We start from the raw sequence: 24727 nt of genomic DNA on the forward strand, positions 1-24727 counted from the left end.
GTTCTGCCTCTGAGGGCGACATTGCGGGTCGGATGCACCCGGCATTGGGGTCGTTTACCGCGCCGACGGCGGAGTGGTTTGCTTCTACTTTTGCTGCTCCTACTGAGTGCCAGGTTTCTGGGTGGGAGAGCATTTCTGCGGGGCGGCATTGTTTGATTGCCGCCCCTACTGGGTCCGGCAAGACGCTGGCCGCGTTCTTGTGGGCGATCGACCGGGTGATGAGCGAGCCCGAGCCGGCGCGTGCGGAGCGCACCCGGGTGCTGTACCTGTCGCCGCTGCGGGCGCTCGCCGTCGACGTCGACAAGAACCTGCGTGCGCCGCTGGCCGGCATCAGCCTGGCCGCGGAGCGGTTGGGCGTCGACGTGCATATGCCGACGGTGGGGGTGCGCACCGGCGACACCAGCGCTGCTGAACGCCGGCGGCTGGTCACGCGACCGCCCGACATTGCCATTACCACGCCGGAGTCGCTCTACCTGATGCTGACGTCGCAAGCGCGCGAGACGCTGCGGTGGGTGCGGTGGGTGATCGTCGACGAGATCCACTCGGTGGCAGCCACCAAGCGGGGCACGCATCTAGCGCTATCGCTGGAGCGGCTGTGCGAACTGACCGGCGAGCCGCCGCAGCGGATCGGGCTGTCGGCCACGCAGCGGCCGCTGTCGGAGGTGGCCCGGTTCCTCGGCGGCACCGATCCCGACCAGCCGGCGTCGCGACATGTCGAGATCACCGATGCCGGCATGACCAAGCAGCTCGACGTGGAGGTCATCGTCGGCGTCTCCGACATGGGCGACTTGGCCGCGGCCAGTGCCGGCGCCGCTCCCAACGGCGCCGTGCGTGTGGATCATGACGACGACTACGCGCCGCCGCTCGCGGTGGCGCCATCGGACACTGCGCCGCTCGCGGTGGCGCCATCAGACGCAGCGCCGCCGCAAGCGCCGATCGAGACGGTGTCCCCAGACACGCAAACCCAGCCGGCCCCGCCCGCGGCGCAGACGCACTCCAACAGCATCTGGCCGGCGATTCATCCGCGCTTGCTGGAGCTGGTCTACGCGCACCGCTCCACCATCATCTTCACCAATGCGCGCCGGCTGGCCGAGCGGCTGGCCACCCGGCTGAACGAGCTGCATCTGGAGGGGCTCAACCGGGCCGCTGAAGCCGAGGGCACCTCGCCGCCGGAGGGTGCCGAGCTGGTGCGGGCGCATCATGGCTCGCTCAGCCGCGAGCAGCGCCTCGGAATCGAGGACGATCTCAAGGCGGGCCGGGTGCGCGCCATCGTGGCCACCTCGTCATTGGAGTTGGGCATCGACATGGGCGCGGTCGACCTGGTGGTGCAGGTGGCCTCGCCCCCGTCGGTGGCCGCAGGCATGCAGCGCATCGGGCGGGCCGGGCACCAGGTGGGCGAGCCGAGCGTCGGCAAGATCTTCCCCCGCCACCGGGGCGACCTGGTCGAGGCGGCGGTGGTGGCGCAGCGCATGGGCACCGGCGAGATCGAGTCGATCCGCTTCCCGCGCCAGCCGCTCGACGTGCTGGCCCAGCAGGTGGTGGCCATGGTCGCGGTCGACGACTGGCCGGTGCCCGACTTGCTGGCTGTCATCCGGCGGGCCGCGCCCTACGAGCAGCTCAGCGAGGAGGTGTTCAGCTCGGTGCTCGACTTGCTGGCGGGCCGCTACCCGTCCGAGGAGTTCCGCGAGCTGCGGCCGCGCGTCGTGTGGGACCGCACTACCGGGATGCTGCGGGCTCGCCAGGGTGCAGGCCGCTTGGCGGTGACCAACGCCGGGACGATTCCCGACCGGGGCCTCTACGCAGTGTTCACCACCGACGGGTCGCGTGTGGGCGAGCTCGACGAGGAGATGGTGTACGAGGCGCGGGTGGGCGAGACGTTCCTGCTGGGAGCGTCGACCTGGCGGATCGCCGAGATCACCTTCGACCGTGTCGTGGTGACCCCCGCGCCGGGCGAGCCGGGCAAGATGCCGTTCTGGCACGGCGACGGGCCCGGCCGGCCGCTGGAGCTGGGCAGGGCAGTCGGGGCGTTCATCCGCACGATCGGCGACGCGCTGCCGGCCGATCTTGAGTCCCACCTGATGCAGCTCGACGCCGAAGCGGAGCGCGCTGCCGTCGCAGCCCGGCGCGGCGACGTGGATCCGGCAAGCCAGCCGTCATCGGAGACAAGCGGCGGTGTGGCGCCGCCTCGTCGAGCTTCCAAAGCCGCAGAGCCGACCGCTCAGCTCGTCGAACAGCTGCAGCGCGAGAACTGCCTCGATCGCTCGGCCGCGGTCAACGTGCTGCGCTACCTCGACGCGCAGCGGGCGGCGACCGGCGCGGTGCCCGACGACCGCACAATCGTGGTGGAGCGCTTTCGCGACGAGATCGGCGATTGGCGCATCTGCATCCTCACCCCGTTCGGCGCCCGGGTGCATGCGCCGTGGGGCATCGCCCTGCAGGCCAAGCTCGCCGAGCAAGCAGGCGGCAGCGGGGACGTCAACGGCATGGGCGGCGTTGAGCTGCTGTGGAGCGACGACGGCATCGTGCTGCGGCTGCCCGATGTCTGGTCGCCCGACGAGCCCGACGGTGCGGCCGGCAACGGATCGGCGTGGGATTCGCCGGGCACCAGCGGCGCTCCGGTGCTGGATGCGACCGACTTGGCGCTCGACCCCGACGAGGTGCGCGACGCCATCGTGAGTCACCTGCCCTCGACGGCCCTGTTCGCCTCGCGCTTCCGGGAAGTCGCGGGCCGGGCGCTGCTGCTGCCTCGCCGCCGGCCCGGCGAGCGCGTGCCGCTGTGGCAGCAGCGCCAGCGCTCTGCCGGGTTGCTGGAGGTGGCGGCGAAGTACCCGAGCTTCCCGATGCTGTTGGAAACCTCCCGGGAATGCCTGCAGGAAGTGTTCGATGTGCCGGCGCTGGCGGAGGTGCTGTCCGACATCCGGTCGCGCAAGATCCGCATGGTCACTGTCGACACCGACGGTGCCTCGCCGATGGCGCAGAGCCTGCTGTTCGACTGGATCTCGGTGTTCATGTACGGCGGCGACGCGCCGCTGGCCGAACGCCGGGCCGCTGCCCTGGCGCTCGACCGCGACCTGCTGGCCGATCTGCTCGGCGCCGAGGAGCTGCGCGAGCTGCTCGATGCGGAGGTGCTCGCCACGCTCGAGCTGGAGCTGCAGCGGTTGGCCGACGGACGCCGGGCTCGCAGCGCAGACGAGCTCGCCGACGTCCTGAGCCGGGTCGGCGACCTCACCGCGCTGGAGGTCATGCACCGCTGCGAGCCGAGTGCGCCGGGGGAGGACTGGCTGGCTGAGCTGGTGGCCGAACGTCGTGCCGTTGAGCTGCGGGTGGCGGGCGAGACCCGGTATGTGGCGGTGGAGGACGCCGCCCGGTACCGGGATGCGCTGGGGTGTGCTTTGCCCGTGGGTCTGCCCGCTGCGCTGACCGTCGACGTGCTGACGCCGGGTACCGATCCGCTCGACGAGCTGGTGGCCCGCTTCGCATCTACTCATGTGCCGTTCGAGGCCGACGCCGTTGCCGAGCGGCTGGGCATCGCAATCGTGCGCGTGACTGCGGCGCTCAACCGGCTGGAAACCGCCAAGCGGGTCACCCGGGGAGCGTTCCGGCCCGACGGCACCAGCACCGAATGGTGCGACACGTCGGTGCTGCGAACCGTGCGAAGACGCTCGCTGGCACGGCTGCGCCGCGAGGTGGAGCCGGTGCCGCCTGAGGCGTATGCCCGCTTCCTGACGGCGTGGCACAGCATCGACTGGCCGCGACGGGGCGCCGATGCGCTCGCCGATGCCATCACGCAGCTCGCTGGTGCGCCCGTGGCCGCCTCGATCCTCGAGACCGATGTGCTGCCGGCGCGCGTCGCGCGCTACAGCAGTGCCGACCTGGATGCACTGCTGGCGAGCGGCGAGTTGGTGTGGATCGGTGCGGGATCGCTCGGCCCCAACGACGGCCGCATCCGTCTCTACTGGCGCGACGAAATCGCCACCTTGGCACCGCCAACTGACGACGAGCCCGACGACCCGGTGGCAGCGGCAGTGCTCGCTCACCTGGGCGAGCACGGAGCGGCCTTCTGGCCCGATCTGCTCAGCGCCGCCCACGCCGCCACTACCGACAGCGATGGGCAGGCCGACCTCTCAGGCCTGTCCGAGCGGGTGCTGACTGCGTTGTGGGACTTGGTGTGGGCAGGGCTGGTCACCAACGACACGCTTGCCCCGCTGCGAGCGCTCGGCCCGCGCCGCAGCGGCCGAAGCAAGTCTTCCGGCGCCGGCCGAGCCGCAGGCGCCCGACAGGGAGCGCGCCGAGGCCGGTCGGGCGTGCTCACCCGTTCGGGTCCGGCCCGCCGACGCCCCGGCCGCCTGCGCAGCGGCGGGCCGCCGAGCGCGGCGGGGCGCTGGTCGCTGACCTCGCCGCTGCGCGAACCGGCGCCGCCACCCACCGAGCGTGCGCACGGCGGCGCGCAAGCGCTGCTGGAGCGGCACGGCATCGTCACCCGTCCCGGCGTGCTGGCCGAGGGCCATCCGGGCGGCTTCGCAGCGGCATACGGCATCCTGCGCGCGCTCGAGGAACGGGGCAGCGTGCGGCGTGGACACTTCGTGGAGGGCCTCGGCGCGGCACAGTTCGCCACCGCCGCAGCAGTCGAGCGCCTCCGCGATTACCGCGAGAGCTCAGACGAGGTAGTGGTGCTCGGCGCGGCCGACCCAGCCCAGCCGTACGGCGCCGCGCTGGGCTGGCCGGCCAGCGACGGCCGGCCCAGCCGAACTGCCGGCGCGCACGTGGTGCTGGCCGACGGCACCCCGCTCGTCGCGCTGGACCGCGGCGGGCGCACCCTGCACACCTTCGAGCACGCCGCAGCCGACCTGCGCTGGGTCGGCGCGCTGCGCCAGGCACTCGCCGACGGCCGGCTCGCCAAGGTCGAGCTGGCCCGCATCGACGCCGGCCCCGCAGCCGAGCATCCGATCCACGACGCACTGATCGAGCACGGCTTCACCGCCGGATACCGGGGCCCCACCCTTCGCCCTTGAACACAAAAACTGCTGGATGCCGCGTGAAGCGGACGCCTACGCTTGGGGTCGTGGCAGAGGTTGTGTCTCTTCCGATATCTCAGGATCTTGCTGAGCGTCTGCGCGCCGAGGGCGAAGCCAGTGACCAGCCGCCTCCAGTTCTGGCTGCCTCGCTCATCGACGAGGGCCTGAAGGCCCGCCGGTTTCCGGGAATTGTCTACCGGACGGGCCGTCGGGGCGCCGAGCCAGCTTGGCCGATGGCCCAGACGTATGGCAGATCATTCGAGCGTTGCGTGAAGTGCCACGGGGCGAACACGACCCCGTCGAGACAGTCTGCGAAGAGGCCGATCTGTGCACTCGACAGGTCAGACTTGCCGTGCAGTTCTACGAGGCATACCCGACCGAGATCGAAGCAAAGATCTCCGATAACCGCGCTGCCGCCGTGCGCATCGGAGAGATGATTGCCGAACGCGAGCGAGACGCTGCGCATCAACAGATGAGTCAACCCCGCCCCAAGCGGACGCGGGACAGGTATTCCGGCCCGAGCCTCTGATCCGGCAATGAGGTGGCTGCTTGACGAGATGTTGCCCCGTGCCGCCGTCGATGCTCTCAATGCGCGAGGTCACGATGCCGTGAGCGTTGTCGACATCGATTTGCGAGCCGCTCCTGATGACAGCGTGTACGCAACTGCGGTCGAACAAGCGCGAGTCGTGGTGACCGAAGACGAGGACGACTTTGAGCGCATCCTGAAGCAGGCGTTTGCCGCCGGCGATGCCGTGGTTCCGGTAGTCGTAGTGCGCAAGACTCGGCTCAGCCGCGGCGGAGCGATGCCGAACAGCTTGGCGAGAGCACTGCACCGCTGGTCTGTCGACAATCCCGAGCCCTATCTCGGCGCGCACTACCTGTCGGATACGGAGTAGGCAACAGCGGCATGGGTTGGTTCTGGCGTCGTCGTGAACTCGGCTTGCGGCCGCTATCCGAACTGCACGACGAGTTCGCGGCACGGCTAGGCGCTCGATCGATGCTGGACGACGCGGAAGCGGAGCTCACGAAGCGCGAGCACGCCCAACACGGGTCTGAAGCCTGCTGCAGCTATCCCTCTTGGCCTTGGCGACCCTCGCCTTGACTCCGATTGGAAACGGCCCCGCCGCCGTGCCACACAGAATGCACAGGTAGCGTCCGGCGAGTGGCTCGTCAATCTTGGTGGGATGAGAACCGCGGACGGCTTGGCATATGGGCACCACGCGTGGAAGCGTCCGCTGCCACATCGGATGACAGAACCGCCTACTTGCGGCGCGTTGGGCGTTACGTGCTGTGGTGTCTCGACAATGGCCACGACCCCGCTGAACGCAATCGTGACCGCGTGAAGACGTACCTGGGCGCGGTCAGGACGCTTGAGGGTCGACGGCCCTTCAAGCCCCGCACGGCCGAGGCTGTGACGGGTTGCATCGCCCGGTGGCACAGGTGGCTACAGCCTTGACCCCGCACCCGGGGATACGGCGCTGTAGGGCCCATTTTTTGTGTAACCGGCCGTGGTGGTGTACATCAGGAGTGGTCGACGATGCGAGCACTTCCCTCTCGACATCGGAATGGCACGCCCGCAGTGCGGTACCGCACGATGGGTGACCGTCGTATGGAGCTGAAGCGAGGCGCAACAGAACCGTCAGCCGTCGTCCTTCAGGAGATTTGCGCAGGCTGAGAGCGACGGCCGATTATCGGTCTGCGTACATGGGCAACCCACGGTCAAGCCCACTGCAGACCCCATTCCAGCCGCGTTCCGGTATCGGCGATCTGGATCGTCCAGCCGCTCAGCAGCAACCCGCCGGTGAATGGTCCTACAAGAATCTCGGGCAGTGTCGCTCCCTTGATCGGGACCAAGTGCAGTTCGGTGTCAAGACCGGCGTCCAACCCCGCTCGCTGAAACGTCTGGTGTTGTCCTTCCCAGTCTGCGTGGATGGCGCCCTCCAGTTGCTCCAATTGCCAGAGCACTTTCATCGCCATCCACACATGGGTCAGGTTCGCGCCGCTCGATGTCATGCCGCCCCCAGGCGGAGCGATCGCCCTGTCGCCGATCTGTGTCGCGACGTTGGCGTTCTTTTGCTGGAGGGCTCGCCGTCCGCTGTCAGGGATCGAGCTTCCGGTCACGCCTCGAAGTTCGTAGGGGTCCAGCAGGTGGCTCCAGTTGCGGTCGATCAGTCGCAAGTACTCCTGCTGGGACCAGCCGTAGTCGTCGGGATCGCTTGATTGGGGATGCGGTCGGATGTCGACGAAGTACGCATCATCGGGACACACCATGACGAGCAGCAGCATGTCGGATCGCTCGACTCGCTTGGCATCCGGAGATCGCTTCGCGCCGAGATGGAGGTGGTGCAAACCCAGGTCGTTCAACATCGCGTCAGGAACGCTGACGTTCGACGCAAGCCTGCTCTGAAACTCCGAGACATCACTCCCGATCTCGAAGCGCTGCTCAATCTCCGTGAACGGCAGGCGATAGCGCTCTTCTACTGCCCCCAGCTTGGCTCGCAGTTCAGTCGAATGGTGCACTCTGCGCGGTCGGGGAGCGATCTCCTTCAAGCGGAGGCGGAAGTACCGTTCCAGGAGCCATGGAGTATCCGAAGACTGTTCCCGTTCAAAGCTGATCGAGCGCTCGTCGAAGTAGCGGACGATCTCGCACCCAAGATCCCGCTTGAAGTCCATCTTCGGCACGCCGTCCTCCTGCGCCTAGACGACAAGCTCTACCAGCACCCGCATCTCGTCGGTCACCGACACCAGCAGTTCATCGTGGGCGGGTGTCCCGATGACGGTGATTGTTCCGTCCGAGAGCGGGACTGTCCGACGAACCGCTAGGCCGGGTGCCTTGGTGAGTTGAGGGGCCAGCCGCCATGGGCTTCGATGATGTCGTCGATCTGCTGCATGAGGCGTGGCGTTTCGGCGAGGGCGGCGCAGATGCGCTGGTAGGTCTGGATGTCCTTGAAGTCGAGGACGCGTCCTTTGCGGTCTTGGAGCCACTTCTTCGCTGGCTGGTAGCCGCCGATGGTGAAATGCCATGTCTCGGGCGAGACGCCTTCGAAGTGTTGGTCGCGGTTGATCCAGACACGACCGGGCGTGTCGCGGGAAGGCTCGCTGTAGCGGACCTTCCCGACCGAGCCGGACCCCTCAACGTCGAATGCGGGCAGCTCGTCGCTGTAGGTCGTCATCAGGTGCAGCGACGTGAGACGGGAACCCATCTGAGCGAGCTGCACGAACTGGACATGGTCGGCCGGCACTGGAATGCGCGGAAAGTCCGATTGGATGAAATCGGCGTACCTGCGCCGGTACTGCGGGCTGTGGAGCACCGCGTAGATGTAGTGCAAGACATCTTCGGGACCGAAGGCTGATTCGAGGTCTCCGTGCCCATCCGGGACGAATTGCAGTGCGGTGCGCTCGGCGACGGCATCGACAAACTCGGGAGCCAGATTCGGAGATCGGCCGGCGACGCCCAGATTCAGCGCATCGCCGTCTGCCGGGTAGCGGTACAGCGGGAACAAGCAGTTTCCACCCCGCCGGAAGAGATTGAAGTCCGTCGGTGCAGCCGTCACTGTTGCAATATCCCAATCCTCAGAGCCGATCACGCTTCCCGCGCGACCGACACACAATCCGAGGTTGGAGCCAGCCAGCATGTGGCGCATGACGTCCGTCCGTGGTCGGCAGATGAACCCTCCCGCTGTGCCGGTGAAGTAGGTCGACCTCGTGTCGAACGGCCGATAGAGAACCGACTTGATGTGCTGGCGCGCGTCGTCGTGGGTCCTGATGTCCTCTTGCGCTGCCGCAACCGTCCAGTCCTGCGAGTCGCGGCCGAGGTTGTATTTCTCGCGAGCAACGGTTTCCGGGAGGTCCACGAAGTCGACGGCGACACGCCGCATGTCGGCATCCGACCACTGGATGGCAATCTTGTCCCGCGCTGTGACAATCCCGACTGAGTTCACCGGTGCGATGTCCGGGAGCTTCCAACCGGCCTCATACTCGGCGAGCAGGGCGTAGTCGCGTGGCACGAAGAAGTAGTCGGGTGCTCGAGGCGCGACCTCTTGCCACCGCGTGCTGTCGATGTCGTGTTCGGCGAGCCATGCATACTTGCCTGTCTCTGTGTCGCCCCGGTCTCCCCACAGGTCCGCGTGTCGGACCGTCGCATAGCCGTCGCTGTCACTGCCGGTCTTGACGAAGATGCCGATCGCGACGCCTTGCTGGATGTCGAAGACGTTCTGATCCTGGCTTCCGTCGGGAGAGCGTTCCTTTCGCTTCGAGTTTCCGTGCAAATCGAGCAACCAGATCTCGTCGAACGTTTCCAGCAGCGACTGCCGCATCCCACGGAACGTGGGATTGTCGAGATAGCTGTGATTCGTCACGAAGCCAAGTGCGCCCTCGCCGGTCTGGTTGATGCGCCACTGCGCGAACCGGATGAACTTCACGTAATCGTCGTTGAGCCACTTCGGGTTGCGTTCGTCAAGGGGCTCGCCGTCCACGCTGAAGTAACTGTGCGGGTCGTCGGCGATGCGACCGCGCAGCAAGTCGCTGATCCACTTCCCCTTGTTGGCCGAGTGGCCGGAGTAGGGCGGGTTACCGATCACCACCATGACTGGGTGGTCACGCTTGACGGCGTCGGCCTCCTGAGCCTCGCGGACGATTTCCGTGGCGAACATCGGGCCGCTGGCGTCTTCGTGGGCTTCAGCAAGAGTGTTGGTCAGAAAGACGGCCAAGCGCTCGTCGCTAGGCAGCGTGTACTGGTCCGCATCGCCGCTGATCTCCATGGCGAGCTTGAGGTGGCAGATCGTGTAGGCCGCCATCAACAGTTCGAAGCCGAACAAGCGGGGCAGCAACTGCTCAGGCACGTACGAGCCCCATGCCCCGGCGAGCCCCCGCTTCGCCAAGTCATTGCGGATATGCGACACGACCTCGCGCAGGAACGTGCCGGTGCCTGCGGCTGGATCGAGGACCAGCACTCGCGGGAGCGCGCGTGTGCGCCCCTCGTCCGTGGTGATGTCCACGGTGGTCGTATCAGCGAGACCGTCCGTCAGCCCAAACTTGTCACGCAGCACCCGATCGACGCTGCGCACGATGTAGGACACGACCGGTTCTGGTGTGTAGTAGACGCCGCGCAGCTCTTTCAGGTGCGGGTCGTACGCGGCGAGGAAGTCCTCGTAGAAGTGGACGATCGGGTCTTCCTGCCGTGTGGCCTCTCCGAAGCCTTCCAATACGGCCGCCATGTCGGCCCGGGCGAGCAGGAACGCTAAATCGTCAATGATCCAGGCGATGCGGCTGTCGGCACTAGGCCCGGCGATTTGGATGAAGACATCCCGCAAGAAGGGCGTGGTGTCAGCGAAGACTGCCGATTGGCGGTTGAAGGCACTGGCCGGTCCAGAGTGCAGGCATCTTGCGGCAAAGAGACCGTACGCAGCCGTTTGCGCCTGCAAGTCGGCGAAGTCACCGACGCTCAGGTTGTTGATTAGCACCTCTCGGTAGCTCGCGAGCAGCCCCGCGAGTGCGGGGGCACCGTCGACATCCTCAGTCAGGACCTGTTCGATGGTGCCGCGCAGCAGTCTCGTCTTGGAGGCCATGCGCCGAGCCAAGTCCTCTGGGTCCCCGACGACGGGGACTTGGGCGTTGAAGAACTCGACGAGCAGCTCACGCACTGACTCCTCACCGTTGGTTGCAACTGTCAGGCGTCCCGTGCTGTCGAATCGTCCGAGTCTCGCTTCGGCCCGCAGTTCACCGTCGACGTACCAACGGAACTCCAAGTAGTCGGTGAGAATGAGATTGGGAAGCGCCTTGCGGTAACGCTTGAGCTGCTCGCTGTCTGCCTCGGCGTCGAGACTCGTGCCGATGCCCTTGCACTCGACGTGGCCGATGGGAACTTGCCGTCGCTCGACGATGAAGTCAGGGGCGCCGTACTTCGCTCGTGTCGGTTCGTTGATCGCCTCGACATCACTGCCACCGAGAGTCTGCAGCAGCTTCTGCAGCGCCGGCCGATAGCTGTGCTCAGTCGCCTGCTCTGTCCCGCGTGTTGCACGAATGGACCTGCGGTATTCGGTAATCGACACAGAGCACTCCTCGGCCTCGCGGGTGGATGGCGCGAGTCTCACCTCAGGGTGTCACAACCTCACTGCGACCACCCCCGGCTACCGGGGTCCCACGCTGCGAACCTGAGAAAAACCTGAACATGGGCAGCAGGTCGGCGTGCGTAGAGTTGCGCGCTGGTCTGCAACCTCTCCGGGAGGCTTCATGTCTGTCGCGGCTCCACCCACGCATGCAGCGGCGAGAGGCGTCGCCGCCACCAAGATCTACGGCTCGGGCGACACTGCGGTTCGCGCACTCGACGCCATCGACGTCACGTTCGAGCAAGGCCAGTTCACCGCGATCATGGGTCCGTCGGGATCAGGGAAGTCCACCCTCATGCACTGCATGGCAGGGCTCGACCGGGTGACCGAGGGGCAGGTGCTGATCGGCGAGGTCGATCTGTCGACGCTCTCCGAACGCGATCTCACGCTGCTGCGCCGCGACAACGTGGGGTTCGTGTTCCAGGCGTTCAACCTGGTCCCCACCCTGACCGCCATCGAGAACATCATGCTGCCGATGGATCTGGCCGGCAGCGCGGGCGATTCCGACTGGGTCGACGAGGTGGTCAGCGCCACCGGCCTGGCCGACCGCCTCAAGCACCGGCCCAGCGAGCTGTCGGGCGGCCAGCAGCAGCGCGTGGCGGTGGCACGGGCGCTGGCCGGCCAGCCGCAGGTGATCTTCGCCGACGAGCCCACCGGCAATGTCGATCTCAACACGGGCGCGGAGATCCTGGGCTTCATGCGCAACGCCGTGGACGAGATGGGTCAGACCATCGTGATGGTGACCCACGACGCGGTCGCAGCGTCATACGCCGACCGGGTGGTGTTCCTGGTGGACGGCAAGATCGTTGACGAGCTCGCCGACCCCACACCCGAGCGCATTCGCGCACACATGAACCAGCTCGGCGCTTGATACATGCTGCGACTCGGCATCAAATCGCTGCTCGCGCACAAAATCCGGTTTGCGCTGACCGCGAGCACCATCGTCATCGGCGTGGCCTTCGTGGTGGCGTCGTTCGTGACGGCCGACTCGCTGCGTTCGGGCTTCGACCAGCTCGCTGAGGACATCAACACCGGCACCGACTACACGGTGCGAGGCGAGCTGCCGTTCGGCGAGATCACCGAAGCCGTGGCACCCGCCGTGCCCGCTGACCTCGTCGACGACATTGCTGCGGTGGACGGCGTGGAGATCGCCAAGGGCGGCCTGTTCGTCGACGGCGTGATCCCGGTGGACGGCAACGGCGAAGCCGTGACCACCTTCGGGCCGCCGGTGGCCGGCACGAACTGGCTCGAAGACGAGTCGCTGAGCCAGTTCTACCTGATGGAGGGCCGCTGGCCCGTCGGCGGCAGCGAGTTCGCCATCGACATCACCACGTTCGAAGACGACGGCCACGACTTCGAGCTCGGCGGCACCTACCAGGTGGTGACACCCACCGGTCCGCGCGAGTTCACACTGACGGGCGCAGCGCAGTTCGGCTTTCCCGAGAATGCCGGCATCGGCGCCATCTTCTCGCTGTTCGACACGGCGACAGCCCAGGAAGTGCTGGGTTACCCCGGCGAGTTCACCGTGATCAGCGTGCGGGCCGAAGCAGGCGCCGACATCGCCGAGCTGCAGGCCCGCATCGAAGCCGTACTGCCCGACGGCGTCGAGGTGATCACCGCCGCCGACTCCGAAGAGGAATTCAGCGACGCCACCGAGACCTTCATCGGGCCGTTCCAGACCATCCTGCTGGTGTTCGCGTTCATCGTGCTGTTCGTGAGCATGTTCATCATCTCCAACACGTTCAACATTGTGCTGGGCCAGCGGGTGCGGGAGCTCTCGCTGCTGAGGGCTGTCGGTGCCACACCCCTGCAAGTGCGCATGTCGGTGCTGACCGAATCGGCGATCATCGGCGTCATCGCCTCGGTGGCCGGGCTCGGCCTGGGAATGCTGGGCGCGCTCGGGATCAAGAGCCTGTTCAACGCGCTCGGGGCCTCGCTGCCCGAAGGCTCGCTGCCGCTGACGCCGCGCACCGTGCTGTGGGCGGTGGCGGTGGGTGTGGGCTTCACGGTGTTGGCATCTCTGGTGCCCGCCATCAAGGCCTCGCGCATCTCGCCGGTGGCGGGTCTGTCGGAGGGCACAACCAGCGAAGAGCGTGCCAGCCTCGGCTGGAAGCGGCTGGCCAGCGGCGGTGTGCTGCTGGCCATCGGTCTGGTGCTGACGGGTCTCGGCCTGTTCGGCGACTTCGACGGTGCGACGCCGCAGCTCAGCACGCTCGGCGCCGGCGCCGCGATCACCTTCGTGGCAGTGTCGGTGCTCAGCCCGCTGGTGGCCAGGTCGGTGGTGTCACTGCTGGCGCGACCGCTTGAGTGGATCATGCCGATCTCGGGTCGGCTGGCCCGTGCCAACGCCGCTCGCAACCCGCGGCGCACCTCCGCCACTGCGGTGGCGCTCACGATCGGCTTGGCCTTAGTGACCATGGTGTCGATCGTGGGGCAGTCTCTCAAGGTGTCCTTCGGCGATCGCCTGGCCAGCGCAGTGAATGCCGATTTCATCGTGAGCGTGAACACGCAGGCCGGATTGCCGAAGACGCTCAGCTCCGACATCCGCGCCGCCGGCATCGGCACACCAGTGGGATTCGATTTCGATCTCGTGCAGATCGGATCCAGCAGCACTGAAGTGCAGGCCACGGTGGTGCAGTCCACGCTCACCGCCGCCAACGTCAGCGACCTCGACGCCGTGGTCAATATCGACGTGACCGAAGGCACGCTGGACGGCTTCGACCCCCAGACCGGGCTGCTGATACACAGCGACGTCGCCGGAGACGAAGGTCTCGCGCTCGGTGATGAGGTCGACCTGACTTTCGTCAGCGGAGACCGCCGTACGGTCACGGTCACGGCCATCTTCGACGGCAGCGCCTTCTGGAGCAACTGGATCATCGACAGCGCCCAGTATGAGCAGGTGGCAACCACTGCCTTCGACGACATCGTGCTGGTGCGCTCCGACATCGACGACCCCGAGGCCGCTCGCGCAGCCATCGACGAGGTGATGACCGGCTACCCACAAGCCGTGCTCGAAGACCGTCAGGAGTTCCAGGAGAGCGTGGAGTCCAGTTTGAACACCGTGCTCGTGCTGGTGAACGTGTTCCTGGGCTTCGCCCTGCTGATCGCGCTGATCGGCATCGTGAGCACGCTCACGCTGTCGGTGTTCGAGCGCATCCGCGAGATCGGGCTGCTGCGAGCGGTCGGCATGACCCGCCGCCAGATGCGGCGCATGATCCGCTGGGAGGCTGCGGCTGTCTCGCTGTACGGCGCCGTGGTGGGCGTGGTGCTGGGCGGGGCGTTCGGCCTGGCCACCTCGGCGGCGATCCCCGACGACATCATCGACACTGTTTCGATTCCGGCGGCGCAGCTGGTGTTCTTCTTGGTCATCTCGGTGGCGTTCGGGCTGATCGCTGCGCTGTTCCCGGCATTCCGGGCGAGCCGGATGAACGTGCTCGACGCGATCGCAGACGAGTAACGCCGGTCGGACAGGTGCGGGGCAGGTGAAGCAGTGCTGAAGCTCGCCCTGCGGAATCTGCTCGACAAGAAGATCCGCTTCGCGCTCACGACGCTGTCGGTGGTGACCGGCGTGACGTTCGTGGTGGGCACGTTCGCGCTCACTGACAGTCTGCGCTCGACCTTCGGCGACCTAGCGCAGGACATCGCCGGCGAGACCGACCTGACCGTGCGGGCCGCGCAGGAGATCGGCAACGAGGCCGACCGCCCGACCATGCCGGACTCACTGCTCGACGAAGTGGCGGCGATAGACGGCGTGGTCGAGGCCTCCGGCACCGTGCAGGCGCGCAACGTGGTCATCGTGGACGACGACGGCAATGCGATCAGGCCGCAGGGCCCGCCCGCGCTGGGCATGAACTTCTCGTCACGGGTCTTCTTCCTCATCGAGGGCGAACCTCCGGACGGGTCCGGGGAATTCGTCGTCGATGCAACGACGGCGACGAACAACGACCTGCGGGTCGGCGAGACCTACGACATCAACGGGCCGGTTCGCTCGCAGCCCTTCGAGCTGGTCGGCATCTTCAACTTCGGATCGCCTGACACCAACACCAGCCTCGGGCAGACCATGTCGGTGTTCGACACTGACACCGCCCAGGAGTTCCTGGGCTTCGGCGACCGGCTGGTGGAGATACGCGTGCTCGTGAACGCCGACGTCGCCGAGGTCCGCGCGGCAATCGGCGCGGCGGTGGGTGCTGACTACGAGGTGATCACCCAGGAGGTTGCCGCCGAGGAGCAGACCGAGCAGTTCCAGACTGTCCTCAACATCTTCACCTCGATCCTGCTGGTGTTCGCTTTCATCGCGGTGTTCGTGTCGGCGTTCATCATCAACAACACGTTCCAGATCGTGGTGACTCAACGGGTGCGCGAGATCGGGCTGTGGCGGGCCATCGGCGTCACGCCCAAGCAGGTGTCGCGCTCGATCGTGGTCGAGTCGGCGATCGTGGGGTTGCTCAGCACCGCGATCGGCATTGCCGTGGGCATGCTGGTCAGCCTCGTCATGCGGGCGGCCATCCGTGCGAGCGGCTTCGGCCTGCCGTCGGGGCCGCTGGTGCTGCGGCCGCGCACCGTCGTGCTGGCGGTGGTGATCGGTCTGGGCGTCACGATGATCGCCTCGATCGTGCCTGCCATGCGGGCGCGCCGCATCACGCCGATTGCCGCGCTGGCGCATGACTACCGCATCGAGCGCAGCGGGTGGCGCCGACGGGTTGCCGTGGGCGGAGCCGTCACCGCTGCGGGCGTGGTGTGCTTGGCGCTGGGCATGGCCGGGGTTGGCAGCACCGCCGCGGTGCTCGCACTGACGGGCATCGGCGCGCTCGTCACCTTCGTGGGCCTCAACGTCGCCAGTCCGGCGATTGCGCGGCCGGTGGTGCGCGTGCTGGGACGGCCCATCCAGGCACTGTTCGGGATGCCGGGCCGGCTGGCGCGCGAGAACGCGGCCCGCAACCCTCGACGCACGGCGTCCACCGCCGGCGCCCTCATGATCGGCGTGACGCTGATGGCGACGACGTCGGTCGTCGGCGCCTCGGTGAGCAGCACGATCGCCGATGTCCTCAGCGACGCCGTGCGGGCCGACTACTTCGTCCGCAGCGAAGCATCACCGTTCGATCCTGCGACTGGCTTTCCGGCGCAGCTTCTCGACGACCTCGAAGATCGCGACGAGATCGAGAGCGTCGTCGGCTACCGGGTGGCTTTCGGCGGGATGGTCGTGGACGGCGACAGCCGTGATGTGGTCACTGCCGACTTCGACACGGTGGAGCGTCACATGGACGGCGACGTGATCTCGGGGTCGATCACCGGTGGTGATCCGCTCACCGGCATCGCGCTGCACGTCGACCCCGCCGGGGATCTCGGCGTCGCCGTCGGGGACACGCTCGAGGCGACGTTCCCCGACAACGAGACCGTCACGTTAACCGTGACAGCGATCTTCACCGACGCGGCCATCTACGGCAACTGGCTCATCGACAACGCCTTGTGGGAGCAGCATTTCGGCCGCCGCGACTACCGCTTCGGCACTGCACTGGCTCATGCTGGCCACGCCGAAAGCAGCCAGGTCGCTCTCGCCGATGTGGTCAACCGCTATCCCGGCGTGATCGGCGAGAACCGGGTCGAGTTCCGCGAAGCCAACCAGAGCCTGGTCAACTCGATCTTCGCGGTGATCACGGTGCTGCTGGGCCTGTCGTTCGTGATCGCGCTGATCGGCATCGCCAACACGCTGGCGCTGTCGGTGTTCGAGCGCACTCGTGAGATCGGCCTGCTGCGAGCCGTGGGCATGACCCGGCGCCAGCTGCGTCGGGCCGTGCGCTGGGAAGCGGCGATCGTCGCCACATTCGGCGGCCTGCTGGGAGTGGTGGTCGGCACCGTGCTGGGCGTGGCCGGTTCGCTGGCCACGCCAGACTCGTTCATCACCACCGTCGATGTGCCCTACGCAACGCTGGCCGTCTACATCGTGGTTGCGGGGCTGGCGGGTCTGCTGGCAGCAGTGCTGCCGGCCCGCCGCGCCGGGCGCATGGAGATCCTGGACGCGATCGCCCACGAATAGCGGGTTTCAGCCTGTTCCGGGCGTCGTTTCTAGAATGCCGCGATGAAGTGTCCTGCGTGCGCCACCGAGGTCCCGCAGGGCGCACGCTTCTGTCATACCTGCGGCAACCTGCTCGTCTCTACCGAGGAGCGCCGCGTCGTCACGGTGCTGTTCGCCGACCTGGTCGGGTTCACCTCGATGAGCGAGGCCGCCGACCCCGAAGAGATCAAGCATCTGATCGACCAGTGCTTCCAGCGGCTCGTGGCCGACGTGACTGCCTTCGGGGGCACGGTCGACAAGATCATCGGCGACGCGATCCTGGCGCTGTTCGGCGCGCCGACGGCGCATGAAGACGACCCTGAGCGGGCGCTGCGGGCCGCCTTCCGCATGCAGCGCTCACTGGAAGCCTTCAACGCCGAGCGCAATCTCGACCTGCGGATCCGCATCGGCATCAACACCGGCGAGGTGCTGGTAGGGGCGCTGCGGGCCGGCGGCGACTACACGGCCATGGGCGACACGGTCAACATCGCGAGCCGCTTGGAGACGCTGGCCGAGGCCGACGAGGTGCTGGTGGGCCCGACGACGCAGGCGGCCACGGTCGGCATCGTCGACTACACGCCGCGGGGCGAGATCGGCCTGCGCGGGCGTGACGAGCCCGTGCCCGTCTTCCTGGCCAGCGGCGAGCTGGCGCCGCCCGGTCGCCACCGCAGCGCCACGATCTCGCCGCTGGTGGGGCGCGATCTCGAACATGCCCTGCTGGAAACCGCGATCGACACCGCAGTGGCCCGCCGCCGAGCGGGGCTGTGCCAGATCGTGGGCGAGGCCGGCATGGGCAAGACGCGCCTCGCCCGTGAAGCCGCGCACGGCGCCACCGAACGCCATGACGCGATGGTGCTCGAGAGCATGGCGCTGCCCTACGACGAGACCAACCCGCTGCGCTGCCTGGGCGATGCCATCGCGACCGCAGCAGGGGTGAACGCCGGCGACTCGACCGTGCAGGCCACCCGGCGCATCTCGTCGCTGGTGGCCGACGTGCTGCGGCCCACGAACAACAACGGCGAGAGCCAGATCGTCAACTACGAGGAGATCGACGAGATCACCGACGTGGTGCTCGCCGTGCTGGGCCGGGTGGGCAGCGGCGACCCCGCCGAGATCGAGTGGCGCGCCGAGGCCACCTTCCGCTCCCTGCGCCGCTTCCTGGGAGCGATGACGCGTCGCCAGCCCGTCGTGCTGCTGCTGAGCGACGTGCACTGGGCCGAAGAGCGGCTGCTCAGCGTGCTCGAGCAGTTGCTGGCAGCACTGGCCAACCAGCCGTTCGTGGTCATCACCACGGCCCGCTGGAACGTCGACGAGCAGCGCTGGACGGTGCCGCCGGGTCGCCACAGCACGGTGGTGCTGAACCTGGATCCGCTGAGCCGCGAGGCCACCGCCGAGCTGGCCGCCGAGCTGCTGGGCGGCAGCGCTCCCGCCTACCTGGCCGATCAGCTCTACGAGCGCAGCGGCGGCAACCCGTTCTTCCTCGAAGAGATGTGCGTGCTGCTGCGTGAGTCGGGCGTGGTGGGTCCTGGTGCTCGCCCGGATCACGAGGAACGATCGCTGGCCGAGATGCCCGACACGCTGCGCGGGCTGGTTGCGGCCCGTCTCGACACGCTGAGCTCGCCCGAGCGGCGGCTGGTGGACGCCGCATCGGTGCTCGGCGGCGGCGGCTCGACCAGCGAGCTGCTCGAGATGACGGCGGCCACCAATCCCGACACCAGTGCCGAGAGCGACGCTGCCACCTTCCAGCGGCTGGTCGACAAGGACATCTTCACCAGCGAGGCAGATGTCTGGACGTTCCGCAGCGACGTGGTGCGCGACGTGGCGTACAGCATGCTGACCAAGACCGACCGGGCCGAACGGCACCTCGACGTCGCGCTGTGGCTGGCGCAGAACCGCGACGACCCTGCCAGCGACTCGGTGGGCGTGATTGCGGATCACTTCGCCTCGGCGGTGGAGATGGGTGCCGACGCCGGTCAGCCCGGAGCCAGCAAGACCGCTGCAGATCCTGAGTCGTTCGAGGGCGGCATGACCGAGGTGGCCATCGAGTGGCTGGGCCGTGCCGGCAAGTGGGCCGCGGCCCGAGACAGCCACTACGCCGCGGCGCAGTTCTACCGGCGTGCCATCGAGATGCTCGGCGATGCCGACCCGCGCCTCATCGACATGGCGCTGGGCCGGGCGTCAGCACGCCTGCGGCTGGGGGAGCTGCACGGCGCCCATGCCGATGCCGAGCTGGCCCGAGCGCTCGCAACGCTGAACGGCAACCGGCTCGCTGCGGCTCATGGGCTGCGGGTGCTGGGCGAGGTGGCTCTTGCCGGCGACGAGCACGCGGCGGCCGACAAGCTGCTGGCCGATGCGCTCGACCAGTTCCGCACGCTGGGCGAGGTGCGCGAGGCGGCCGAGTCGCTGCGGCTGCGGGGGCTGGCCTCGCTGCGAGCCGGCGAGTACGCCCGGGCCGACCGCTACATCAACGAGGCCAACGGCACGTTCGGGCACCTGGGCGACGAGAGCGGCGTGGCGTGGTGCTTGCAGAATCTGGCGTGGCTGTCGTTCGAGCAGGGCTTGATCGACGAGGCCGGCGATCGCATCACCACTGCCATCGAACGGTTCGGCGATCTGGGCGACACGGTCGGCTTGGCGACGGCGGAAGGGCTGCTCGCGTTCCTGCGCTTCCATGCCGGGGATCGTGACGAGGCCGAGGAGCTGGCTACGTCGGTGCATGCCATCGCCCACGAGCGGGGCGAGCGTTTCACCGAGGCCATGATGGACCTGCTGCTGGGGTCGCTCAGCCTGTGGTCGGGCCGGGCGGCGGATGCCGTCGAGCGGGCCAAGGCTGCCGAGCAGGTGTTCCGCGACGTGCACAGCGATTTCGGCGAGGTGCAGGCGATGGGGCTGCTGGGCCGGGCGTACGCGGCCGTCGGCGAGCTGCAGCGCAGCCGGGCGATGCTGGCCGAATGCCTGCAGCGGGCCAACGACATGCCGGGCCAGCCGCTGGAGGGATTCGCCCGGGCGGTGCGGGCCGGTGCCGCGGTGCAGATGGGCCAGCCCGAGATGGTCAGTGAGGATCTGGCCCGTGCCGGCTGGGAGCAGCCGGCTGATCAGCGGCCGCGCGAGCCGGGACGGGGCCCCGACCAGACCGCAGTGATCGGCCAGCGTGATCTCGACGTCTCGCTGGGGCTGGCGCTGGCGCAGCTCGGCCAGGCGGAGGACGCCATTGCTGCGCTCGAGGCCGTTCCCACTGCGGATTTGCCGTCGACCTATCTGCACTCGTGCCTCGCCATCGCCTATGCCACCGCCGGGCGCACGGTGGACGCACTCGAGCAGTCGCGCTTCGCTATGGCCAGCGGCACCGGCACCTACGTCGACGTGCGCAATGCCTTGGTGGCACGGGCGCTGGCGCACGCCCGTGATGCCGACCTGCCGGCGATGGAGGCGGCGTTCGAGCAGGTGATGATCCTGACCGAGGCCACCGACAGCCGGCTCAGCCAGACCGTGGTGCGGCTGGCCCGTGCCATCGGTCATGAGTGCTTCGATGCGCCCGACACTGCTGCGCTGCGGTCGGAGGCGGAGGTGGGGATCGCGCAGCTCGGAGCGCGCCCGACGGGCTGGGAGACGGCGTTCCGGCTTGCCGCCGGCTTGGAGGCCGCGGCGCCGGTGATCACCGGTCCGCTGCCCGAGGCCATTCCGTTCCCCGGACTGATGGACAGTTGACCGGCAGGGCAGATCGGCACGGCAGATCAGCAGGGCAGGCCGGTAATCTCGGCCCGTGTCACGGGTGCTGATTGCCAAGCTCGGTCTTGACGGGCATGACCGCGGGGTCAAGGTGGTGGCTCGCATGCTGCGGGATGCCGGCTTCGAGGTCATCTACACCGGGCTGTTCCAGACGCCCGAAAGCGTGGTGGCCGCCGCCATCGACGAAGACGTGGACGCCATCGGGGTGTCGATGCTGTCGGGCGCCCATGAGGCGCTGATGCCGCTGGTGGTGGAGCGCCTGCGCGAGGCCGGCGCCGAGAGCATCCCGGTCATCCTGGGCGGCATCGTGCCCGACGGCGACCTTGAGTCGATGCGCGAGGCGGGCGTGGCGGCAGTGCTCACCCCCGGCGCCACCGCCGACGAGGTGGTGGCTGCGGTGAACGAGGCCATCGAGCGATCCCGCCGCGCGAGTCATGAGTCTCCCGGGGCGTCGGCTAGGTAGTCAGCGGGCCATGAGCGGTAGATTGCCCACGGCGTCGAGTTGAGGGCAGGGGCTCATGGACAAGATCGGTGTGGTGGGCTGCGGCCTGATGGGGTCGGGCATCGCCGAGGTTGCGGCCCGCAACGGGTGCGACGTGAAGATCGTGGAGGTCAACGAGGATGCGCTGACCGCTGGCATGGCCCGCATCGAGAAGAGCCTGAACCGGGCTGTCAACGCCGGCAAGCTCGACGAAGCGGGGCGGGAGTCGGCGCTGGGCGCCATGTCGTTCGGCCTCGATCTTGACGAGCTGGCGGATCGTGAGTTCGTGATCGAAGCGGTGGTCGAGTCTGAGCCGGCCAAGCTGGACGTGTTCGGCCGGCTGTCCAAGGTGCTCGACGATCCCAATGCCGTGATGGCCTCCAACACGTCGGCCATCCCGATCATGAAGCTGGCCATGGCCACCGATCGGCCGTCGCAGGTCATCGGCATGCACTTCTTCAATCCGGTTCCGGTGATGGGACTGGTGGAGGTCATCTCGTCGCTGCTGACTGCGGAGGAGACGGCCGAGCGCTGCCGGTCGTTCGCATCGGAACGGCTCGGCAAGCGGGTGGTGGACAGCCAGGACCGGGCCGGTTTCGTGGTGAATGCCCTGCTGATCCCCTACATCCTGTCCGCCGTGCGGATGCTCGAGTCGGGCTTCGCTTCGACCGAGGACATCGACGCCGGCATGGTGCTGGGCTGCAACCACCCGATGGGTCCGCTGGCGCTGTGCGATCTGATCGGGCTTGACACGACGATGGCGGTGGCCGAATCGCTCTACGAGGAGTTCCGAGAGCAGCTCTACGCGCCGCCGCCGATGCTCAGCCGCATGTGCGACGCGGGGCTGCTGGGGCGCAAGACCGGCCGGGGCTTCTACACCTACGGATGAATGTGCCGGTCGGCATCGATGCCGCTGCGGTCAGCGAGTGGTTTGCCGCCCATGTGCCGCAGGCCGCTCAGCCGCTGCGTTTTGAGCTGATCGCCGGCGGGCATTCGAACCTGACCTACCGGGTGCACTGCGCCGACGGCTCGTCGGTGGTGCTGCGGCGGCCGCCGCTGGGCCATGTGCTGGCCACGGCGCACGACATGAGTCGGGAGCACAAGATCATCTCGGGTGTTGGGCAGACCGGTGTGCCGGTGCCGCGGGCGATCGCGCTGTGCGCCGATGAGACCGTCAACGAGGCGCCGTTCTACGTCATGAGCTACGAGGAGGGGGCGGTGCTGCATTCGGCGGACGAGGCGGCGCTGGTGCCTGACGGCGAGCGTGTGCCGCTGAGCCGGCGGGTGGCTGATGTGCTGGCCGAGCTGCATGCGATCGAGCCCGACGATGTGGGGCTCGGCGATCTGGGGCGGCGGGAGGACTACCTGGGGCGGCAGCTGCGTCGCTGGAAGCGCCAGTGGGAGCAGTCCAAGACTCGTGAGCTGCCGATCATGGACGAGGTCGCTGCGGAGCTGGAGGCTCGCAAGCCTGAGCAGGTCGGCTCGGCGATCGTCCATGGCGATTACCGGCTGGGGAACATGTTGTCGGGTTCCGGCGACATCGTTGCGGTGCTCGACTGGGAGCTGTGCACGCTCGGCGACTCCATGGCCGATGTGGGCTACCTGATGAACAACTGGGTGTCGCCCGATGAGGTGTCGGCGGGCTCCTCGGCGCCCACGCAGGCGGGCGGATTCGCTTCCCGCAGCCAGATGCTGGATTGGTATGCCGATGCGTCGGGGCGTGACCTGTCGCAGGTCGACTACTACCGCGCGTTCTCGTACTGGCGTCTGGCTGCTATATCGGAGGGCGTGCTCAACCGGTACCTGCACGGGGCGATGGCAGACGCCGAGGACACCGACACCGATCAGTTCCGTGAGAACGTCGATTTCTTGTCGACCAGCGCAGCCGAACGCCTCGCCGTTCGCTGATGGCTGAACCGGATCTGCCCGTCGAACCAGCAGACCAGGCAACATCAAGGCGGCCGGGGTGCCTGCTGGTCGGTATCGCAGGCGCGGTGGGGGCGCTCATCGGAGCGCTGACGGCCGGGTTGCTGCTGGTGATCGTGCTGGCGGGCGATGACAGCGCCCCTCCCGTCGCCGCCGGTGGCGGCGTCGGCTCGCAGGCACCGGCGACATCTGCTGCGGGTCCAGGGGATGCTGATGAGGCAATCGCCGCGACCGATGCGGTTGCCGCATCGGTGACTGCAGCCGAGGGCGGCGCTGCGTTGTCGGCAAGCAGGAACGAGGTGGTGCTGGACAGCCTCGGGGGCAACGATTCCTACCTGGAGCAGCTGCTGGAGGGCGGGTTTTCCGGCGCTGGTGCGCCGCTGGGAGACCGTCTCGCGCACATCAACGTGAAGGCCGTGCTGGAGGCCGTGCAAGAGGCGGTGGTGATTGTCGATGTCACGACGCCTGACGGCGGCGACGGGGGAGGGTCAGGCTTCATCGTGGACTCTGACGGCCTGATCGTCACCAATGCACATGTCGTCGAGGAGGCTGAGAGCATCGAGGTGCGATTCTTCGGCGGCGAGCGGACTCGGGCCGAGGCCATCGGGGTCGACACGACCCGCGATCTGGCGGTGCTGCAAGTCGAGGTCGTCAATCTGCCGACGGTTCGGCTGGGCTCAAGTGCGGGTGTGGAAGTCGGCGACGAGGTGATCGCCATCGGCAACGCCATCGGCATCGTCGGCGAGCCAACCGTCACGGCGGGGATCGTGTCGGGCTTGAACCGCTCGATCGAGCTGGAAGACAGCAAGCGCCTGGTCCGGCTGATCCAGACCGACGCGGCCATCAATCCCGGCAATTCCGGGGGGCCGCTGGTGAATGCGGCCGGCGAGGTTATCGGCATCAACACCGCCATCGCAGGCGGCTTCGTGGAGGGCATCGGTTACGCCGTCTCGATCGATCATGCCCGACCGGTCATCGACCAGCTGCTCGAGGGCATCGTGCAGGCGCGGGCATTCTTCGGCGTGAGCCTCGTGTCGGTGGACACGCTGCTCGAGTGGCAGGCAACCCAAGGTCCCCCCGATCTCGACGATCTGGGCGATGCGGGGCCCGAGACGGTCGAGCCCGGCCAAGACACCGGAGATGCGCCGCCGGATGTTCAACTGCCGCCGGGTGTGACCTCGGGCGCGGTGGTCGTGATCGTGGTGGAGGGCGAGGCGGCCGATGCGGCGGGCATCGTGGTGGGCGATGTGATCGTGGCGTTCAACGGTGTGAGGATCGAGAGCAGCCTGGACTTGGTGACCGAGATATTGGCGCTGGTGCCCGGCGACTCAGCAGAGGTGACGCTGATCGGATCTGATGGGTCTCAGCGCGTCATCGAGGTGACGCTCGGCTCGTTCCCGACCGACGACGAGTAGTC

At 67.7% G+C, this 24727-nt stretch carries 13 protein-coding genes; 10 read left to right on the plus strand and 3 right to left on the minus strand.

The window, feature by feature from the left end:
* Window positions 1–32: 32 nt before the first annotated feature.
* Window positions 33–5012 carry an Lhr family helicase gene (locus tag ACOGI8_RS02195; protein WP_419856353.1) on the plus strand — a complete coding sequence of 1660 codons (4980 nt, stop codon included), beginning with the start codon at window positions 33–35 and terminating at the stop codon, window positions 5010–5012.
* Window positions 5013–5208: 196 nt separating this feature from the next.
* On the opposite strand, the gene ACOGI8_RS02200 is transcribed toward ACOGI8_RS02195, so the two are convergent.
* On the minus strand, window positions 5209–5481 hold the full coding sequence (locus ACOGI8_RS02200) for a hypothetical protein (protein ID WP_419855265.1): 273 nt from the start codon (window positions 5479–5481) through the stop codon (window positions 5209–5211).
* 70 nt (window positions 5482–5551) lie between these two features.
* On the opposite strand from ACOGI8_RS02200, the gene ACOGI8_RS02205 reads away from it, so the two are divergent.
* The gene (locus ACOGI8_RS02205; RefSeq protein ID WP_419855266.1) at window positions 5552–5911 is read left to right on the plus strand and encodes a DUF5615 family PIN-like protein; all 360 of its coding nucleotides are present in this window, start codon (window positions 5552–5554) and stop codon (window positions 5909–5911) included.
* Window positions 5912–6734: 823 nt separating this feature from the next.
* Here ACOGI8_RS02205 and ACOGI8_RS02210 read toward each other — a convergent pair.
* Window positions 6735–7697 (minus strand): hypothetical protein, encoded by a 963-nt coding sequence (locus ACOGI8_RS02210; RefSeq protein WP_419855267.1) that lies wholly within the window; start codon window positions 7695–7697, stop codon window positions 6735–6737.
* Window positions 7698–7834: 137 nt separating this feature from the next.
* Complete coding sequence (locus ACOGI8_RS02215) at window positions 7835–11065, minus strand: type ISP restriction/modification enzyme (RefSeq protein WP_419855268.1); 3231 nt, start codon at window positions 11063–11065, stop codon at window positions 7835–7837.
* 181 nt (window positions 11066–11246) lie between these two features.
* Between ACOGI8_RS02215 and ACOGI8_RS02220 the strand changes: the two genes are divergently transcribed.
* From ACOGI8_RS02220 to ACOGI8_RS02255, 8 genes are read left to right on the plus strand one after another with little or no spacing between them, the layout of a single operon-like run.
* Window positions 11247–11993, plus strand: a complete 747-nt coding sequence (locus tag ACOGI8_RS02220) for an ABC transporter ATP-binding protein (RefSeq protein ID WP_419855269.1) — start codon at window positions 11247–11249, stop codon at window positions 11991–11993.
* 3 nt (window positions 11994–11996) lie between these two features.
* Entirely contained in the window at window positions 11997–14579 is a 2583-nt protein-coding gene (locus ACOGI8_RS02225; RefSeq protein WP_419855270.1) for an ABC transporter permease, read from the plus strand.
* Window positions 14580–14612: 33 nt separating this feature from the next.
* Window positions 14613–17156: an ABC transporter permease gene (locus ACOGI8_RS02230; RefSeq protein WP_419855271.1), complete on the plus strand. Its 2544-nt coding sequence runs from the start codon at window positions 14613–14615 to the stop codon at window positions 17154–17156.
* Between the two features lie 42 nt (window positions 17157–17198).
* Window positions 17199–20882 carry an adenylate/guanylate cyclase domain-containing protein gene (locus ACOGI8_RS02235; RefSeq protein WP_419855272.1) on the plus strand — a complete coding sequence of 1228 codons (3684 nt, stop codon included), beginning with the start codon at window positions 17199–17201 and terminating at the stop codon, window positions 20880–20882.
* A gap of 55 nt (window positions 20883–20937) precedes the next feature.
* Window positions 20938–21366, plus strand: coding sequence for a cobalamin B12-binding domain-containing protein (locus ACOGI8_RS02240; RefSeq protein ID WP_419855273.1), 429 nt, complete (start codon window positions 20938–20940; stop codon window positions 21364–21366).
* 55 nt (window positions 21367–21421) lie between these two features.
* Complete coding sequence (locus ACOGI8_RS02245) at window positions 21422–22273, plus strand: 3-hydroxybutyryl-CoA dehydrogenase (protein WP_419855274.1); 852 nt, start codon at window positions 21422–21424, stop codon at window positions 22271–22273.
* Window positions 22270–23292 carry a phosphotransferase family protein gene (locus tag ACOGI8_RS02250; protein WP_419855275.1) on the plus strand — a complete coding sequence of 341 codons (1023 nt, stop codon included), beginning with the start codon at window positions 22270–22272 and terminating at the stop codon, window positions 23290–23292. Before ACOGI8_RS02245 ends, ACOGI8_RS02250 begins: the two co-directional genes overlap by 4 nt.
* Window positions 23292–24725 (plus strand): S1C family serine protease, encoded by a 1434-nt coding sequence (locus ACOGI8_RS02255; protein WP_419855276.1) that lies wholly within the window; start codon window positions 23292–23294, stop codon window positions 24723–24725. Before ACOGI8_RS02250 ends, ACOGI8_RS02255 begins: the two co-directional genes overlap by 1 nt.
* The last annotated feature ends 2 nt before the right edge of the window (window positions 24726–24727 follow it).

Source organism: Candidatus Poriferisodalis sp., assembly GCF_965204195.1.
In the GTDB taxonomy this organism is placed as follows: domain Bacteria; phylum Actinomycetota; class Acidimicrobiia; order Acidimicrobiales; family Poriferisodalaceae; genus Poriferisodalis.

Excerpts from the sequence above, each read along its gene's own strand:
- ACOGI8_RS02195 (WP_419856353.1), top strand. The coding sequence starts at position 33 with ATGCACCCGGCATTGGGGTCGTTTACCGCGCCGACGGCGGAGTGGTTT.
- ACOGI8_RS02200 (WP_419855265.1), bottom strand. The coding sequence starts at position 5,481 with ATGCGCAGCGTCTCGCTCGCGTTCGGCAATCATCTCTCCGATGCGCAC.
- ACOGI8_RS02205 (WP_419855266.1), top strand. The coding sequence starts at position 5,552 with ATGAGGTGGCTGCTTGACGAGATGTTGCCCCGTGCCGCCGTCGATGCT.
- ACOGI8_RS02220 (WP_419855269.1), top strand. The coding sequence starts at position 11,247 with ATGTCTGTCGCGGCTCCACCCACGCATGCAGCGGCGAGAGGCGTCGCC.
- ACOGI8_RS02225 (WP_419855270.1), top strand. The coding sequence starts at position 11,997 with ATGCTGCGACTCGGCATCAAATCGCTGCTCGCGCACAAAATCCGGTTT.
- ACOGI8_RS02235 (WP_419855272.1), top strand. The coding sequence starts at position 17,199 with ATGAAGTGTCCTGCGTGCGCCACCGAGGTCCCGCAGGGCGCACGCTTC.
- ACOGI8_RS02245 (WP_419855274.1), top strand. The coding sequence starts at position 21,422 with ATGGACAAGATCGGTGTGGTGGGCTGCGGCCTGATGGGGTCGGGCATC.
- ACOGI8_RS02250 (WP_419855275.1), top strand. The coding sequence starts at position 22,270 with ATGAATGTGCCGGTCGGCATCGATGCCGCTGCGGTCAGCGAGTGGTTT.
- ACOGI8_RS02255 (WP_419855276.1), top strand. The coding sequence starts at position 23,292 with ATGGCTGAACCGGATCTGCCCGTCGAACCAGCAGACCAGGCAACATCA.